Here is a 14,174-nt window from a genome sequence, read left to right as displayed (position 1 = left end):
CATGCTGTACTCGACCAGGACCCCCGCAGAAAAGCGCCTTGCGCTGCGCGAGATGCTCACCCCGGGCGCTGCCCGCCAGTTCCCCGGAGCCTTCAACCCGCTCTCGGCCAAGCTGATCAGCGAGAAGCAGTTCGACGGAATCTACATCTCCGGCGCGGTCCTGGCCAACGACCTGGGCCTGCCGGATATCGGCCTGACTTCGCTGACCGAGGTAGCAACCCGCGCCGGGCAGATCGCGCGCATGTCGGACCTGCCGGCGATCGTGGATGCCGACACCGGATTCGGCGAGCCGATGAACGTGGCCCGCACCATCCAGGAACTCGAATACGCCGGCCTGGCCGGCTGCCACATCGAGGACCAGTTCAACCCGAAGCGCTGCGGGCACCTGGATGGCAAGAATGTGGTGGACACCGAGACCATGCTCAAGCGCATCGCCGCTGCCGCTGATGCACGCATCGATGAGAACTTCCTGATCATGGCCCGCACCGATATCCGTGCGGTCGATGGCCTGGATGCGGCGATCGACCGCGCCAAGGCGATGGTCGATGCTGGTGCCGACGCGATCTTCCCGGAGGCGATGAAGAACGTCGCCGAATTCGAGGCAGTATGCAATGCGGTCGACGTGCCGGTACTGGCGAACATGACCGAGTTCGGCAAGTCCGAGCTGTTCAACCGCCAGGAACTGGCCGATGCAGGCGTCGCGCTGATCATCTATCCGGTCACCTTGCTGCGTAGCGCCATGGGCGCGGCTGAACGCGTACTGGATGCCATCAGCGAGGATGGCACCCAGGCCCGTGAAGTGGATAGCATGTTGACCAGGTCACGTTTGTACGAGCTCGTGGACTACGAGGCCTACAACCGCTTCGACACCGGAATCTTCAACTTCCAGATCCCAACCCTGGACATTGATTCCAACAGCGCGAACCTCTAGGCTCGCAAGCACCTACTACCCCCTGCGCCGGCCGGCACCCGCCGGCCGGCGCGACCCAAAGCATTATTATTCTCCGGCAATGAAGAGGAGCAAGAATGACTGCCACCGAGGAAATCAAGAAGGGCCTAGCAGGCGTCGTCGTTGACTACACCGCCGTCTCCAAGGTCAATCCAGACACCAACTCGCTGCTCTACCGCGGCTACCCGGTCCAGGACCTGGCCGCGAACAAGTCCTTCGAAGAGGTCGCCTTGCTGCTCTGGACCGGCGAGCTGCCAACGCAAAGCGAACTGACCGAGTTCAGTGCTTTCGAGCGGGCCAACCGCGCGCTGGACCCGCGGGTGAAGGCCGCTATCGACCTGCTTCCAGCTGACTGCCATCCCATGGATGTGGGCCGTACCGCCGTCTCGGTAATCGGCGCCAACCACCCCGAGGCCGAGAACTCCTCCCCCGAGGCAGAGCTGCTCAAGGCCAAAGAGCTGTTCGCGGCCTTCCCCGCAGTGGTTGCCTACGACCAGCGCCGCCGCCGCGGCCAGGACGCGGTAGCTCCGCGCGGAGATCTGGATTACTCCTCGAACTTCCTGTGGATGGCCTTCGGCGAAGAAGCAGCCCCCGAGGTTGTCGACGCGTTCCGCGTATCGATGGTGCTCTATGCCGAGCACTCCTTCAACGCTTCGACCTTCACCGCCCGCGTGATCACCTCGACCCTCTCCGACCTGCACTCGGCCGTCACCGGGGCGATCGGCGCACTGAAGGGCCCCCTGCACGGCGGCGCCAACGAAGCTGTCATGCATACCTTCAACGAGATCGGCATCGACAAGGAAGAATCCCGCGAGGATGCAGCCAAGCGCGCCAAGTCGTGGATGGAAGAGGCACTGGCCGCCAAGAAGAAGGTCATGGGCTTCGGCCACCGCGTCTACAAGCACGGCGACTCCCGCGTGCCAACCATGAAGGCCGCGCTGGATCGCATGATCGAGCACTACGGCCGCCATGAGATGCTGGGCTTGTACGACGGCCTGGAGGCAGCCATGGACGAGGCCAAGTCCATCAAGCCGAACCTCGACTACCCGGCCGGCCCTACCTATCATCTGATGGGCTTCGACACCGAGATGTTCACCCCGATCTTCATCGCGGCACGCATCACCGGCTGGACCAGCCACATCTTCGAGCAGCGCGCAGCCAATGCGTTGATCCGCCCGCTTTCGGCTTATAACGGCGTGGAGCAGCGCTCGCTGTAGACACACTTCGACTCCCGGTATTGGCCGCGGGTATGGCACAGCCGTGCCAGCCCGTGGCCATTGCCGTGCCAGCTGCGGAACGGCATCGGCTTGCCGTCGTTGCCCGAAGTTGCAGTCCCAGGCCAATGGGCCTATCGTTTAACGATAGATACATTCCGAAGAACGATAAGGTCTATTGCCATGGGAAAATTCAGCATTATCGGTTTGAAGGTAGTTCTGGCCGTGATCCTGGCCGGCACTCTTTTTGTGCAGCTGTTCATGATCCCGATGATCTTGATCCACGAGTCGCCGAGCAACGGCACCGACAAGTTCTTTCAAGCCTCCTTCCTCGGCTACTTGCTTCTCGCCGGGCTCATCATTGAAACCTGCGTCTACAGCGTGTGGAAACTAGCCACGAGAGTTAAACGCGGCACCGTTTTCGATCCCGCTTCCCTGGGCTATGTAACGCCGATCATCATTGCCTTCACGATCGGCGCCCTATCCACTTTTGCCCTCGGAGCGATCTTCGCCGCCAGCACGGAAATTGCACCCGGAGTCGTGCTTCTTGTTGGTGGAGCCGGAGTGCTGATGATCGGCATCAGCATCATCGTGCTCGTACTGCGGCAGTTGCTCGCACAAGCGGCGATGACCGAAGCCCAAGCCGATGCGCTCCGTACCGAACTGGGCGGCGTGATCTAATGGGAATCCGCGTAGATATAGACGTGATGCTGGCCCGCCGCAAAATGGCCGTCGGCGAGTTGGCCGAACGCATCGGCATTACCCCGGCCAACCTCGCGGTGCTCAAGAACGGGCGCGCCAAGGCCGTACGTTTCAGCACCCTTGAAGCCCTCTGCCGGGAATTGGAATGCCAGCCCGGCGACCTCTTGATCTTCGAAACCGAACAGGACTAGATGCAGCTCGCTGGCTAGTCCCAGTTCTCGAAGCTGATGCTCTGCACCGAGATGTTGTCCTGCGCCAGCACGATCTCGACGGTAAATTTCCCGCCGGCTACGAGTTGCGGCAGCCACAACGGGGAATCCTGCCACATCTGCCCCAAGGGCAAGGCCGCCGGATCGGCCCACAGCGGCTCGAGCTCCTCGGTGATGTGCAGCTGGCCCGATGCCTTCCAGGCAATGAAGGTGGCGCATTCCATGTCGGCTGCCGGCTGGGCGGGGAACCGGAAAATGACCTGCGCCGCAGGCTCCAGATCCTCCGGAGCGAGAAGCAGTCCGGTTTCCTCGGAGAATTCCCGGACGGCCGCTTGCCGCGCGCTCTCTCCCTGCTCGATCTTGCCGCCGGGCAACACGATATTGCCCTTGCCGAATCCGCGACGCTTGCGTCCGAGCAACACGTGCAGCCGTCCTTCGCGCTCCTGCAGCAGCGCCACGAGGGCTACCTGCTTGGCAGAACGCACCTGGTGGCCGGCGACCACTAGTTCACCCTCGGGTGGGCCAACTGGTAGGCCTCACGCAGCGAATCCACGGTGACCTTGGTGTAGATCTGCGTGGTGGTGACCGATGCATGTCCCAGCAGCTCCTGGACCACCCGCACATCCGCGCCGCCCTCCAGCAAATGAGTGGCGAAGGAATGGCGCAGCGTATGCGGAGAAACCTCGGTGGAAACCCCGGCGCGCTCAGCGGCCTTCGAAAGCAACAGCCACACCGATTGGCGGGAAAGCCGTCCCCCGCGCTGGTTCAGGAACAACGCTGGAGTTCCCTTGCCCTTGGCGGCTAGCCCGGGACGGGAACGCACCAGATAATCGCTCACCGCACGCTGGGCATAACCGCCCACCGGAACGACCCGCTCCTTGGATCCCTTGCCGAACAAGCGCACCACCGCATCGTCGGCAAAGTGCAGGTCATCGACGTCCAGGTCAACGACTTCGGAAATGCGCGCACCGGTGGAGTACAAGAATTCCAGAATCGCGCGATCCCTCAGCCCGGCAGGTGTTTCGATGCTCACCGATTCGAGGATCCTGGTAACAAGGTCGATGGAGATCGCTTTGGGCAGGGATTGCCCGATAGCCGGAGGCTGGATCTCGCGGGCTGGGTTAGGCGCGCAAATCCCTTCGAGCTCCCAGTACTTGTGCAGTTGGCGGATGGCTACCGAATGGCGAGCGACGGAGCGGGCGCTCAACGGCTTATGCTCTTGGTCCCCGCGGGATAGATCCTGAAGGTAGCCGCTGATGGCCAGCTCGGTAATCTGCTGCGGTTGTGCTACGCCGGCTGCCTGCAGCGCTTCAACGTAGCGAAGCAGATCCCTCCGGTAGGAAGCCAGTGTATTCTCGGCCAGCCCGCGCTCGATCGCCAGATGCTGCAGGTAGCGCTTGAGCGGGGTCTCGAAGTGGCCGCTCATCCTTCGCGCAGGTATGGGTGCACATCGAATGGCTCGTTCGCATCGCGCAGGTCCAAGTACTTGCTGGTACGGGCTGCATGAGCGGCAAGGATCGCGATTGTCGCGGTGGGATTATGGATCTTGCCTGCCAGCACGGCTGCGACGGCTTCCTCCAGCGGCACCCAGGTGCTGATCATTTCAGCTTCCTCCTCGGTACGCTCATGGCGCTGATCGGCGGCAACCAGTTTCGCATCGCGCGCGAGGTAGACTCGCACTGCCTCGGCCGAGGAGCCCGGGCTCAAGAAAACATCGGTGAGGATCGACCAGTGCTCGGCGGTACGATCCGCTTCTTCCCATAATTCGCGCTTGGCAGCTTCCAAAGGTGGTTCTCCAGCCACATCGAGCAGCCCGGCAGGGATTTCCCACAGCCGCATGCCTACCGGGTGGCGGTACTGGTTGACCATCAAGATGCGTTCTTCAGCATCCATGACCAGAACGCATACAGCACCGGGGTGGTTGATGTAATCGCGTTCAATGGTCGCCCCGGATTCGGAGAGCTTCACCGTGTCATGGATGACGTCCCAGATCCGTCCCTCGTACACGGTTTCACGGTTCAGCAATTCACGTGGTGAGAATTCATCGGCTATCGGATGCAGCGGCACGAGGATCGTCCTTCGGTGGAAAAAGCTGGTCGGTATTCTCCAGCTTAAACAGCTACGCGCCGGTCAGTAACGACCGGCGCGCAGTGCCTTCAGAGTTTTACCTCCGGCAAGCTGTATTACTTACTTACTTGCGCAGCCCCAGAGCTGCCTCGACCAGACCTGCAAACAGCGGGTGCGGGCGAGTCGGGCGGCTGGAGAGCTCAGGGTGAGCCTGCGTTGAAACGTAGTACGGGTGTACTTCCCTTGGCAGTTCAACGAACTCGACCAGGTTTCCATCTGGCGAGGTGCCAGCGAAGACCAGGCCAGCCTCTTCGAGCTGCGCGCGGTACGAGTTGTTGACCTCGTAGCGGTGGCGATGGCGCTCCGCAACCTCGGTCTTGCCGTAGGTCTCAGCCAGAACCGATCCCTCAAGCAGCTTTGCGTCGTACAGGCCCAAACGCATGGTGCCGCCCAGGTCGCCCTTGCCTTCAACGATGTCCAGCTGCTCTTCCATGGTCGCGATGACCGGGGTCGAGGTTTCAGGATCGAATTCGGTGGACGATGCATCGGTGAGGCCAGCCATGTTGCGGGCGTATTCGATGACCATCGACTGCAGTCCCAGGCACAGGCCCAGGGTTGGCAGCTTGTTTTCGCGAGCGAAGCGCAGCGCGCCCAGCTTGCCTTCCAGACCGCGGATGCCGAAGCCACCGGGGACGCAGATTGCCTCTGCACCCTCAAGCGCCTTGGCGGCCCCTGCTTCGGTAGCGCAGTCATCTGCTGGTACCCAGCGGATGTTGACCTTGGCGTTGTTTGCGAACCCGCCGGCACGCAGAGCTTCGGTGACCGACAGGTAGGCGTCGGGCAGATCGATGTACTTGCCCACCAAAGCTACGGTCAACTCGGTTGCGGGGTTGTGCACGACTTCGAGCAAGCGATCCCACGAAGCCCAGTCGACGTCGCGGAACTTCATCTCCAAGGTCTGGACGATGTAAGCGTCCAGGCCCTGGGAGTGGATGACCTTTGGGATGTCGTAGATGCTTGGAGCATCGGCGCAGTTGATCACTGCTTCGGTGTCCACATCGCAGGTACGGCCGAGCTTGGCGCGCATTTCTGCCGGGATTGGACGGTCCGAGCGGATTACCAGCGAATCTGGCTGGATACCGATCGAACGCAAAGCGGCAACGGAGTGCTGGGTAGGCTTGGTCTTCAGTTCATGGCTTGGGCCGATGAATGGAACCAGGGAAACGTGTACGAAGAATGCGTTCTTGCGGCCGATGTCCTGGCGGACCTGGCGTGCTGCTTCGAGGAATGGCTGGGATTCGATATCGCCGACGGTGCCACCGATTTCCGTGATGATCACGTCAGGTGCCGACTTGCCGGCCCCTGGTTCGGTTGCTGCCAAGCGCATACGACGCTTGATCTCATCGGTGATGTGAGGGATGACCTGAACGGTATCGCCGAGGTATTCACCGCGACGTTCGCGTTCCAGAACGGTCGAGTAGACCTGTCCGGTGGTCACGTTGGCGGTACCCGGAAGGTTCTCATCCAGGAAACGCTCATAGTGTCCGATATCCAGATCGGTTTCTGCGCCATCGTCAGTAACGAAGACTTCACCGTGCTGGAAGGGGTTCATAGTACCTGGATCGACGTTCAGGTACGGGTCGAGCTTCTGCATGGTCACTGAGAGACCACGAGCTCGAAGTAGATGTCCAAGGCTGGATGCCGTCAATCCCTTACCCAGGGAAGAGGCCACACCGCCGGTGACGAAGATATGCTTTGTCGTTTCAGACGACCGGGAATCACGAGTTGAATTACGCTGCACCACGGGATTTCATCCTATCACCATTCCAATATTTCGCATCCTCATAAGACTCTAGTGCACCTCCGGCCAATGCCCTAGCATTGCCGTAATTCAGGGGCTCACCAAGACTTTTAGGCTTTCGCCATTCTCTTGGAAGTGAGCGATGACACTAGGTTCTGCGCTTCTTCAAGCAACTCCTCAGCATGCGCCTGCGCCGTGCCGGATTCCTCTTGGCCGGCGAGCATGCGCGCAAGTTCCTTGACGCGGGCTTCCTGATCCAGGCTGATGACATCGCTGGCAGTGTAGCCAGCTCCCGCCTTCGACTTGGCATCTGAATTCTTGATCACACGAATGTGCCGATCCGCATAGGCGGCCACCTGGGGCAGGTGGGTCACGACGATGACCTGCACATGCTTTGCCAGCATCGCCAGGCGCTCTCCAATGGCCACCGCCGCTTTGCCACCCACGCCCTGGTCCACCTCGTCAAAGACGAAGGTCGGCACCGGGTCGACCGCCGCTAGGACGACTTCAATGGCCAGCATGACGCGGGAGAGCTCGCCGCCGCTGGCACCCTTGCCCAGCGGTCGCGGCGAGGCTCCGGCATGCGGGGCCAGCAGCATGGAAATCGCGTCCTGGCCGAAGGCACCTGGTTCTTCCAGTTCCTTCACCTCGATGACGAGCTTGGCATCCGGCATCGCCAGGGCCTTGAGCTCGGCTGAAACCTGCGCGGAGAGTTTCTTGGCAGCCTTGCGGCGCGCGTCGGAGAGGTCCGAGGCCAGCGAGGCCACCTTGTGCTCCAATTCAACGACTTCTGTTTCCAGCTCCTCGATGCGCGAGTCATCCCCACCGAGTTCTTCCAGACGGGTACGGGATTCGGCAGCCCAGGCGAGCACCTGATCAATGCTCGGTGCGTACTTGCGCATGAGCTTGCTCAAATCGGCACGGCGGGCTTCAATCTGCGCCAAGCGCTCCGGACCTTCCTCATCGAGGTCGGCAACGTAGGCGGCAAGATCACTGGAGAGTTCCGAGGCGAGAATGCCCAGTTCCGCTGCCCGCTCCGCGAAGGCGGCCAGCGCAGTATCATCGTCACTGGCCTGGGCCAGCACGCCGCGGGCGGTCTCCGCCAAGGTGGTAACGCCCGGGTTCTCGAAATCCTCGGAGTCGATGACGGCTTGCGCCTGCCGCCCGGCGGTGCGCAGGGACTCGACATTGCCCAGCTTCATGGATTGCTCGCGCAAGGCTTCGTCCTCGCCCGGCTGCGGATCCAGGGAATCGATCTCGTCCAGCGCCAGGCGCAAGTTTTCTGCTTCGCGAACACGGTTGCGCGATTCGGTTTTGAGCCCCGCCAGCTCCTTGGAAGCCGATCGCCACTGGCGGTAGGCTCGCTGGTAGTTGCTTAGCGTGCGCGACAGCGAGCTACCTGCAAAGCGGTCCAGGGCATCGCGTTGCGCCACCGGCTCTTTCAGGCGAATCTGGTCCGATTGGCCATGGACGGCCACCAGATCGTGCCCCAGTTCGGCTAGCAGGCCGACAGGGGCGCTGCGTCCGCCGATGGTGGCGCGTGAACGGCCTTGGGCCGAGAGCGAGCGGGAAAGCAGCAGTTCACTGTTCTCCCCCGCTGGTTCGATGAATGCGCCTGCCTGGCCTGCGGCATCGAGCACGTGGTGATCTGGCGGCAAGTGCACCACGGCTTCAGCAAGGGCGTGCTTGGCGCCGTTGCGCACCGCACCGGCATCGGCCCGGCGCCCGAGCAGCAGGGACAAGGCGGTGATCACCATGGTCTTGCCAGCGCCGGTTTCACCGGTGACTACCGTGAGTCCCGGACCAAGCGGAAGCGTGGCCTCGGTGATCACCCCAAGGTTGGATATCTGGATTTCCTGAATCAATGCCTGCTCCCGAATGTCGAGTTCAAGTCGTACCGTGCGCTTTTAGTATATGTGTTCTAACCCTATTTTTCGTAACTATGTTCGAGCGTGTGGAAAGTTTTTCTTCGAGGCCGCTATTCAGTCCTGGTCCTCGGGGCGTCCCACCATGGGAATGCCCGGTTCATCGCGGTAATGCGGATCGACGCTTTGCAGGCCTGGTCCGATCACCGGCAGTGCCGTAGTGGCCGGACGGCGCGCCTCTTCCTTCGCTGGTCCGCGCCAACCGGTAATGGGCAGCTCGAACTTGTTGACCAGGCGCTCGGAAAACGGCGTCGTGTTCAATCGCGCCATGTACACCGGGCGGTCGCTGCGCGTTACTTCCACACGGGCTCCCGGCGGCAGCTCGATGGTGCGCCGTCCATCGCACCAGAGCACGGCCCCGGCATCGGTGCGGGTCAGCATTTCGACGGCCATGATCGAATCCGGGGAAATGACCAGGGGCTTGGCGAACAGTGCGTGAGCGGAGATCGGCACCATGATCAGCGCCGCCACGTCCGGCCAGACCACCGGGCCGCCGGCGGAGAAGGAGTACGCGGTGGAACCGGTAGGCGTGGCCATCACGACACCATCGCAACCGAAGGTGGAGATCGGCCGGCCGTCGACCTCGATCACGACCTCGACCATGCGTTCGCGGTTGGCCTTTTCCACCGCGGCCTCGTTCAAGGCCCAGGTCTCGGCGAGGCAGACGTTGTCCAGCCACACCTTGACCTCCATGGTCATGCGTTCTTCCACGGTGTAGGTCTCATTGACCAGTGCTTCCACGGTGGAGGCCAGTTCGCTGCGTTCAGCTTCGGCGAGGAAACCCACATGCCCGAGGTTTACCCCCACCAGCGGCATCGGGGATTCCCGCACCAATTCCGCGGCACGCAACACGGAGCCATCGCCACCGAGCACCACGCCCATGTCGACGTCCTCGATCTGGCAATCCTCGCCGAGCACCTGCACCGAAGGCACAGCCGCGCCGATCGCTTCGGTCATCGCCAGCTGGTCCTTGCCGCGCATCACCGGGATAGCTCCGGCGGCGTTGAGCAGGGCGCAGGTTTCTATGGCCGCGGTGATCGCTTCTTGGCGTCCGGTATGGGTGAAAATCAGGATTCGGCGCAAGGCGGTCGGCCCCTCTCAGCATCGCGAGGTGCAAAATGACCGTGGTTATCGACCACGGCTAAAACACGTCACTACTAAGAATAGTCAACATCCTGCCCGATGCGTGGAACATCGGCAGGCTGTGGATCCTCTCCTGCGGCAAGCCAAAGGAAGAATTCGACATTGCCGTCCTGTCCCGGCAGCGGGCTGCGTGCCAGCCCGCGCAGGTGCAGTCCCGCGGCTTGCGCGCTGGCGACCACCGCTTCAACGGAGCTGCGGCGCAGGGCGGGATCGGTGACCACGCCGGTGCGGTTCAGGTGTTCGCGCCCGACCTCGAACTGCGGCTTGACCATCAGCAGCAGGAAGCCGCCGTCCTTGGCGGCCCCGGCCAAGGCGTCGATCACCAGGCGCAGCGAAATAAAGGACAAGTCGGCTACTACGAGGTCGACTGGTCCCCCAATATCTTCGGGGGCCAGATAGCGGACGTTCAGTCCTTCGTGGACCGTGACGCGGGGGTCTTCGCGCAGCTCGTCGACCAGCTGGCCATGGCCTACATCGGCTGCGACCACAGATTTCGCACCGCGGCGCAACAGCACGTCGGTGAAGCCGCCGGTCGAGGCACCGGCGTCCAGGCAGTGCAGGCCAGCGGGGTCAATAGTCGTAAAAGCATCTAGGGCTCCGGCGAGCTTATGCCCGGCACGGGAGACGTATTCTTCGCCTTCGCTGGGCACCAGCGCCAGCTCATCGGTGGCGGAAACCTTCTTGGCGGCCTTGGTGGCGGCCTGCCCGTTCAGCAGCACCCGCTGGGCATCGATCAGCTTGGCTGCTTCGGTGCGCGAGCGCGCCAGCCCACGGGTGACAAGTTCTTGATCCAGGCGATTCACGCGCCGTGCTCCGTACGATTCAGTTCTTGCTGCAGGCCGACGAGCAGTTGCTCATAGATTCCGGCATGCTCGGTAATGTCATGGTCGGCCAGGGAAGACAGCGCCTGCTCCACTGCTGCATCATCCAGCCCGCGAGGGCCAGGGCTCGGAAGAGGATTCTGCGGCTGCATGCTTAGCCCCGGATCTTGCGCAGGGCATCGAGCCCGCGTTCGGTAAACCGGATTTCCGGTTCTTCGTGCCCCGACTGGCGCGGATGGGCCAGCCACCAGGCATGGCAGGCGGCGCGCCAGGCATTCAGGTCCTGGTCGCTGCCCGAGACTTCGATCGCGCCGTTATCGACCTTGGCAACCGCGTCGCCGACCTGCACGCCGTAGCCCAGTACCTTGATGGTCGGATACGGCCGGTACAGATCAGCCATCGAATTGATGAGGTAGTTGGGGCGCTGCTCGACCGGCGCGCCCAGTGCTGTGCGCGGCGTGTCCACACCGGTCAGCACCAGCGCGGTGGAGAACCCGGCACGGAAGCCGCCAAGGATGTCGGTATCCAGGCGGTCGCCGACGACCAGCGGGCGCTGGGAATCCAGTCGGTCCGCGGCCCGAGCGAACAGGTAGGATTCGGGTTTGCCCGCCACGCGTGGTTCCACGCTCGTGGCCAGTTTCACCGCATTGACCAGCGATCCGTTGCCCGGGGCCAGGCCCTCGGCGCGCGGAATCGTCAGGTCGGTGTTGGTGGCAACCCATTGGGCACCGTGATTGATCGCGTAGCTGGCCTCGGCCAGGTTCTTCCACGAGATGTCCGGGTCGAACCCCTGGATCACCGCTACGGGTTCTTCCTTATGGGATTCGACGACTTCCAACCCGCGCACGGCAATGCATTCGCGCAGGTAGGGGGAACCCACCACCAAAACCTTGGATCCCGGATTCAATTCGCGGGCCAGCATCTCCGCACCGGCGTCGGCAGAACCGAAAACCTGCTCAGCGCTGGTTTTCACGCCCAGCTGGCGCAGGTGGGCCGCGACGGACATCGGCGAACGCCCAGCATTGTTGGTAATGAACGCCAAGGTGACATTCACTTCCGCGAGGGTGTTCAGCGACTCCACGGCGTCGTCAATGGCGTTCGGGCCAGCATAGACGACGCCGTCCAAGTCGGAGAGGACGGAATCAAATCCGGAAATCAGCATTCGGTGGTGGTTCCTACTACTTGAGGTATTTGGCTACTACGCCAAAGCTTACTTCGCCGATTCTTCTTCCACGTCAGCTTCGCCAGCTTCCGTGTCGGATTCGATGACTTCGTTCAGGTCATCTTCCTCGTCGATGCCGGTCTGCTCGGCTTCTGCCTCTTCTGCTTCTTCGGCCTCGGCTTCTGCATCTGCTTCTTCAGCCTCGGCGTCGGCATCTGCTTCTTCAGCTTCCGAAGGCTCGATCAGATCCTTGGCGCGTGGGGTTTCCTCTTCCTCATCCATCTCCGGAGCCAGGTCCATGATGAAGGATTCGGTTTCACGCTCGATGCCCAGGGCGCTTTCTGCAACCTCGACCTGAGCGTTCCAGCGCTTCGCGTCTTCTGCACGGCCGGCAGCCGACAGCAGATCAGCGTAGGCAGTGAACAAACGTGGGCTGAAGGAGAAGGCACGGTTGAAGTTCAGCTGTTCCAGCGACTCCAGCTCAGCCAGTGCCTTATCCAGCTTGCCCAAGTCACCATACGAACCGGCAGCAACCATCTGCATTTCAACCTTGACGGCGCTTTCCAGATTGGCGCATTCCTCGGACTGGGCGAGCTCGATTGCCTTCTCTGGGCGGCCCAGGCCACGCAGCGAGTCAGCGATCAATGGCAGGTTGTAGTCCGAACCGGAAATACGACGGTGGGTACGCAGTTCGCGCAGTGCATCGGCGTACTTGCCAGCGTGGTAGGCAGCGATGCCAACGGCCTCGCGAACCACCGCGACACGGCCGCCGCGGCGCGATGCTGCCAGGGTGTGCTCGTATGCCAGCTCTGGGTCGTCTTCCAGCAGGCGGCCAGCCATCACCAGGTGCTTTGCGACCCAGCTTGCCGAGCGCTCTTCGAGGTAACGCAGCTGGGCGCGTGCTACGCGGTCCAACTCCTTACCGGTAACATCCTCATCGATATCTGGGGACTGTTCACGATCGGCACGGTTCGAGATGCGAAGATCGCCAGGATTATGTGCGCGCGGTGCGTCACCGCGCTTATCAGCAAAGCGGTCTTCACGTGCTGGGTACTCACCCTTCGAGCGACGGTCGTCGGCACGCTTGAAGCCACCATCGCGGTTGTCATCACGCTTGAAGCCACCGCCACGGTTATCGTCACGCTTGAAGCCGCCACGATCGTCATTGCGGAAACCGCCACCGCGGTTGTCATCACGCTTGAAGCCACCGCCACGGTTGTCATCGCGACGCTCGCCGCGGAAACCACCACGGTCTTCATTGCGGAAACCGCCACCGCGGTTGTCATCACGCTTGAAGCCGCCACGGTCATCATTGCGGAAACCGCCACCGCGGTTGTCATCACGCTTGAAGCCGCCACCGCGGTTGTCATCACGCTTGAAGCCGCCACCGCGGTTGTCATCGCGACGCTCGCCACGGAAACCACCACGGTCATCATTGCGGAAGCCACCGCCACGGTTGTCATCGCGACGCTCGCCGCGGAAACCACCACGGTCATCATTGCGGAAACCGCCACCGCGGTTATCGTCACGCTTGAAGCCACCACCACGGTTGTCATCACGCTTGAAGCCACCACCACGGTTGTCGTCGCGCTTGAAGTCACCGCCGCGGTCAGCATTACGGTCACCGCGGAAGCCACCACGGTTATCGTCGGTGCGCTTGAAATCACTACGGTCGTCGCGACGCTTGAAGCCATCGCGGGAGTTGTTGCGGTTTGAATCTGAGTTCCGGAAGTCGCCTCGTCCGTTGTCGGAGTTACGGCGGAATTCGTTAGACATCTAATGTCCCCTTCAGCGGCTATCTCAATACCGCAACCTTCGTGTTTGCCTTTGCAAATCACTTCACTATTAACTATTCAGCATGCCCTCGAGGCATGTACATCTAAATTCAAGTCTACGGGAGGCACGAGTCATACCATAGGGAAACGGGTCCAATGTGGCAAGACACTCAGTGGCGGCCCTAAGGTTGTCCCCCCAGCCATCGACGCATGCGTAGCCGATCGAAGCCCCTTGATAGATTCAACTCTTCTAAAAGGGGTTAACGACAAAAAGGGCCTAGCATGAAACTGAACCCATAGGCTGTAGCAAGTCGATTACCAGGGGACGGGTTAAACAGGTGAGGCCCCGGCACCAAACGGTACCAGGGCCTCAAACCATCTACTCAAGTTAAGTCCGGCGGTGACC

14 protein-coding genes are annotated in these 14,174 nt (G+C 61.8%); 4 read left to right on the top strand and 10 right to left on the bottom strand.

Features of this window, described 5'->3' with window-relative positions; translation table 11 throughout:
* The first annotated feature begins 1 nt into the window (after position 1).
* The 4 genes from prpB (at position 2) to CQ012_RS15175 (ending at position 3,056) form a co-directional block, all read left to right on the top strand.
* Positions 2–931 carry a methylisocitrate lyase gene (gene prpB / locus CQ012_RS15190; protein ID WP_105662544.1) on the top strand — a complete coding sequence of 310 codons (930 nt, stop codon included), beginning with the start codon at positions 2–4 and terminating at the stop codon, positions 929–931.
* A 95-nt stretch (positions 932–1,026) separates the two neighbouring features.
* A complete protein-coding gene (locus tag CQ012_RS15185) occupies positions 1,027–2,166 on the top strand; it encodes a bifunctional 2-methylcitrate synthase/citrate synthase (protein WP_105659034.1) in 1,140 nt (379 codons plus the stop codon).
* 180 nt (positions 2,167–2,346) lie between these two features.
* Positions 2,347–2,844, top strand: coding sequence for a DUF2975 domain-containing protein (locus CQ012_RS15180; RefSeq protein WP_105662543.1), 498 nt, complete (start codon positions 2,347–2,349; stop codon positions 2,842–2,844).
* Entirely contained in the window at positions 2,844–3,056 is a 213-nt protein-coding gene (locus CQ012_RS15175; protein ID WP_105659032.1) for a helix-turn-helix domain-containing protein, read from the top strand. The genes CQ012_RS15180 and CQ012_RS15175 overlap by 1 nt, the downstream gene beginning before the upstream one ends.
* 14 nt (positions 3,057–3,070) lie before the next feature.
* On the opposite strand, the gene CQ012_RS15170 is transcribed toward CQ012_RS15175, so the two are convergent.
* The 10 genes from CQ012_RS15170 to CQ012_RS18070 form a co-directional block, all read right to left on the bottom strand.
* On the bottom strand, positions 3,071–3,577 hold the full coding sequence (locus tag CQ012_RS15170) for an 8-oxo-dGTP diphosphatase (protein WP_105659031.1): 507 nt from the start codon (positions 3,575–3,577) through the stop codon (positions 3,071–3,073).
* Entirely contained in the window at positions 3,577–4,500 is a 924-nt protein-coding gene (xerD, locus tag CQ012_RS15165) for a site-specific tyrosine recombinase XerD (RefSeq protein ID WP_105659030.1), read from the bottom strand. The genes CQ012_RS15170 and xerD overlap by 1 nt, the downstream gene beginning before the upstream one ends.
* On the bottom strand, positions 4,497–5,141 hold the full coding sequence (locus CQ012_RS15160) for an NUDIX domain-containing protein (RefSeq protein ID WP_105659029.1): 645 nt from the start codon (positions 5,139–5,141) through the stop codon (positions 4,497–4,499). The genes xerD and CQ012_RS15160 overlap by 4 nt, the downstream gene beginning before the upstream one ends.
* Before the next feature lie 124 nt (positions 5,142–5,265).
* The gene (pyrG, locus tag CQ012_RS15155) at positions 5,266–6,945 is read right to left on the bottom strand and encodes a CTP synthase (RefSeq protein WP_105659028.1); all 1,680 of its coding nucleotides are present in this window, start codon (positions 6,943–6,945) and stop codon (positions 5,266–5,268) included.
* 107 nt (positions 6,946–7,052) lie between these two features.
* On the bottom strand, positions 7,053–8,807 hold the full coding sequence (gene recN, locus CQ012_RS15150) for a DNA repair protein RecN (RefSeq protein ID WP_105659027.1): 1,755 nt from the start codon (positions 8,805–8,807) through the stop codon (positions 7,053–7,055).
* 117 nt (positions 8,808–8,924) lie between these two features.
* Entirely contained in the window at positions 8,925–9,950 is a 1,026-nt protein-coding gene (locus CQ012_RS15145) for an NAD kinase (RefSeq protein ID WP_105659026.1), read from the bottom strand.
* 74 nt (positions 9,951–10,024) lie between these two features.
* A complete protein-coding gene (locus CQ012_RS15140) occupies positions 10,025–10,813 on the bottom strand; it encodes a TlyA family RNA methyltransferase (protein ID WP_105659025.1) in 789 nt (262 codons plus the stop codon).
* Positions 10,810–10,983, bottom strand: coding sequence for a hypothetical protein (locus CQ012_RS17680; protein ID WP_166650819.1), 174 nt, complete (start codon positions 10,981–10,983; stop codon positions 10,810–10,812). Before CQ012_RS17680 ends, CQ012_RS15140 begins: the two co-directional genes overlap by 4 nt.
* A 2-nt stretch (positions 10,984–10,985) precedes the next feature.
* A complete protein-coding gene (locus tag CQ012_RS15135) occupies positions 10,986–11,993 on the bottom strand; it encodes an HAD-IIA family hydrolase (protein WP_105659024.1) in 1,008 nt (335 codons plus the stop codon).
* Positions 11,994–12,041: 48 nt separating this feature from the next.
* Positions 12,042–13,769, bottom strand: coding sequence for a hypothetical protein (locus tag CQ012_RS18070; protein ID WP_502692958.1), 1,728 nt, complete (start codon positions 13,767–13,769; stop codon positions 12,042–12,044).
* Positions 13,770–14,174 lie beyond the last annotated feature (405 nt).

The organism is Arthrobacter sp. MYb214 (assembly GCF_002979865.1).
GTDB lineage: Bacteria > Actinomycetota > Actinomycetes > Actinomycetales > Micrococcaceae > Glutamicibacter.
The sequence above is the reverse complement of the archived record's forward strand: the minus strand, read 5'-3'. Positions and strand labels throughout refer to the sequence as shown.

What these genes read in the sequence shown, in the direction of transcription:
- CQ012_RS17680 (WP_166650819.1), bottom strand. Translation starts at nt 10,983, where the DNA reads ATGCAGCCGCAGAATCCTCTTCCGAGCCCTGGCCCTCGCGGGCTGGAT.
- xerD (WP_105659030.1), bottom strand. Translation starts at nt 4,500, where the DNA reads ATGAGCGGCCACTTCGAGACCCCGCTCAAGCGCTACCTGCAGCATCTG.
- CQ012_RS15180 (WP_105662543.1), top strand. Translation starts at nt 2,347, where the DNA reads ATGGGAAAATTCAGCATTATCGGTTTGAAGGTAGTTCTGGCCGTGATC.
- prpB (WP_105662544.1), top strand. Translation starts at nt 2, where the DNA reads ATGCTGTACTCGACCAGGACCCCCGCAGAAAAGCGCCTTGCGCTGCGC.
- CQ012_RS15135 (WP_105659024.1), bottom strand. Translation starts at nt 11,993, where the DNA reads ATGCTGATTTCCGGATTTGATTCCGTCCTCTCCGACTTGGACGGCGTC.
- CQ012_RS15175 (WP_105659032.1), top strand. Translation starts at nt 2,844, where the DNA reads ATGGGAATCCGCGTAGATATAGACGTGATGCTGGCCCGCCGCAAAATG.
- CQ012_RS15185 (WP_105659034.1), top strand. Translation starts at nt 1,027, where the DNA reads ATGACTGCCACCGAGGAAATCAAGAAGGGCCTAGCAGGCGTCGTCGTT.
- CQ012_RS18070 (WP_502692958.1), bottom strand. Translation starts at nt 13,769, where the DNA reads ATGTCTAACGAATTCCGCCGTAACTCCGACAACGGACGAGGCGACTTC.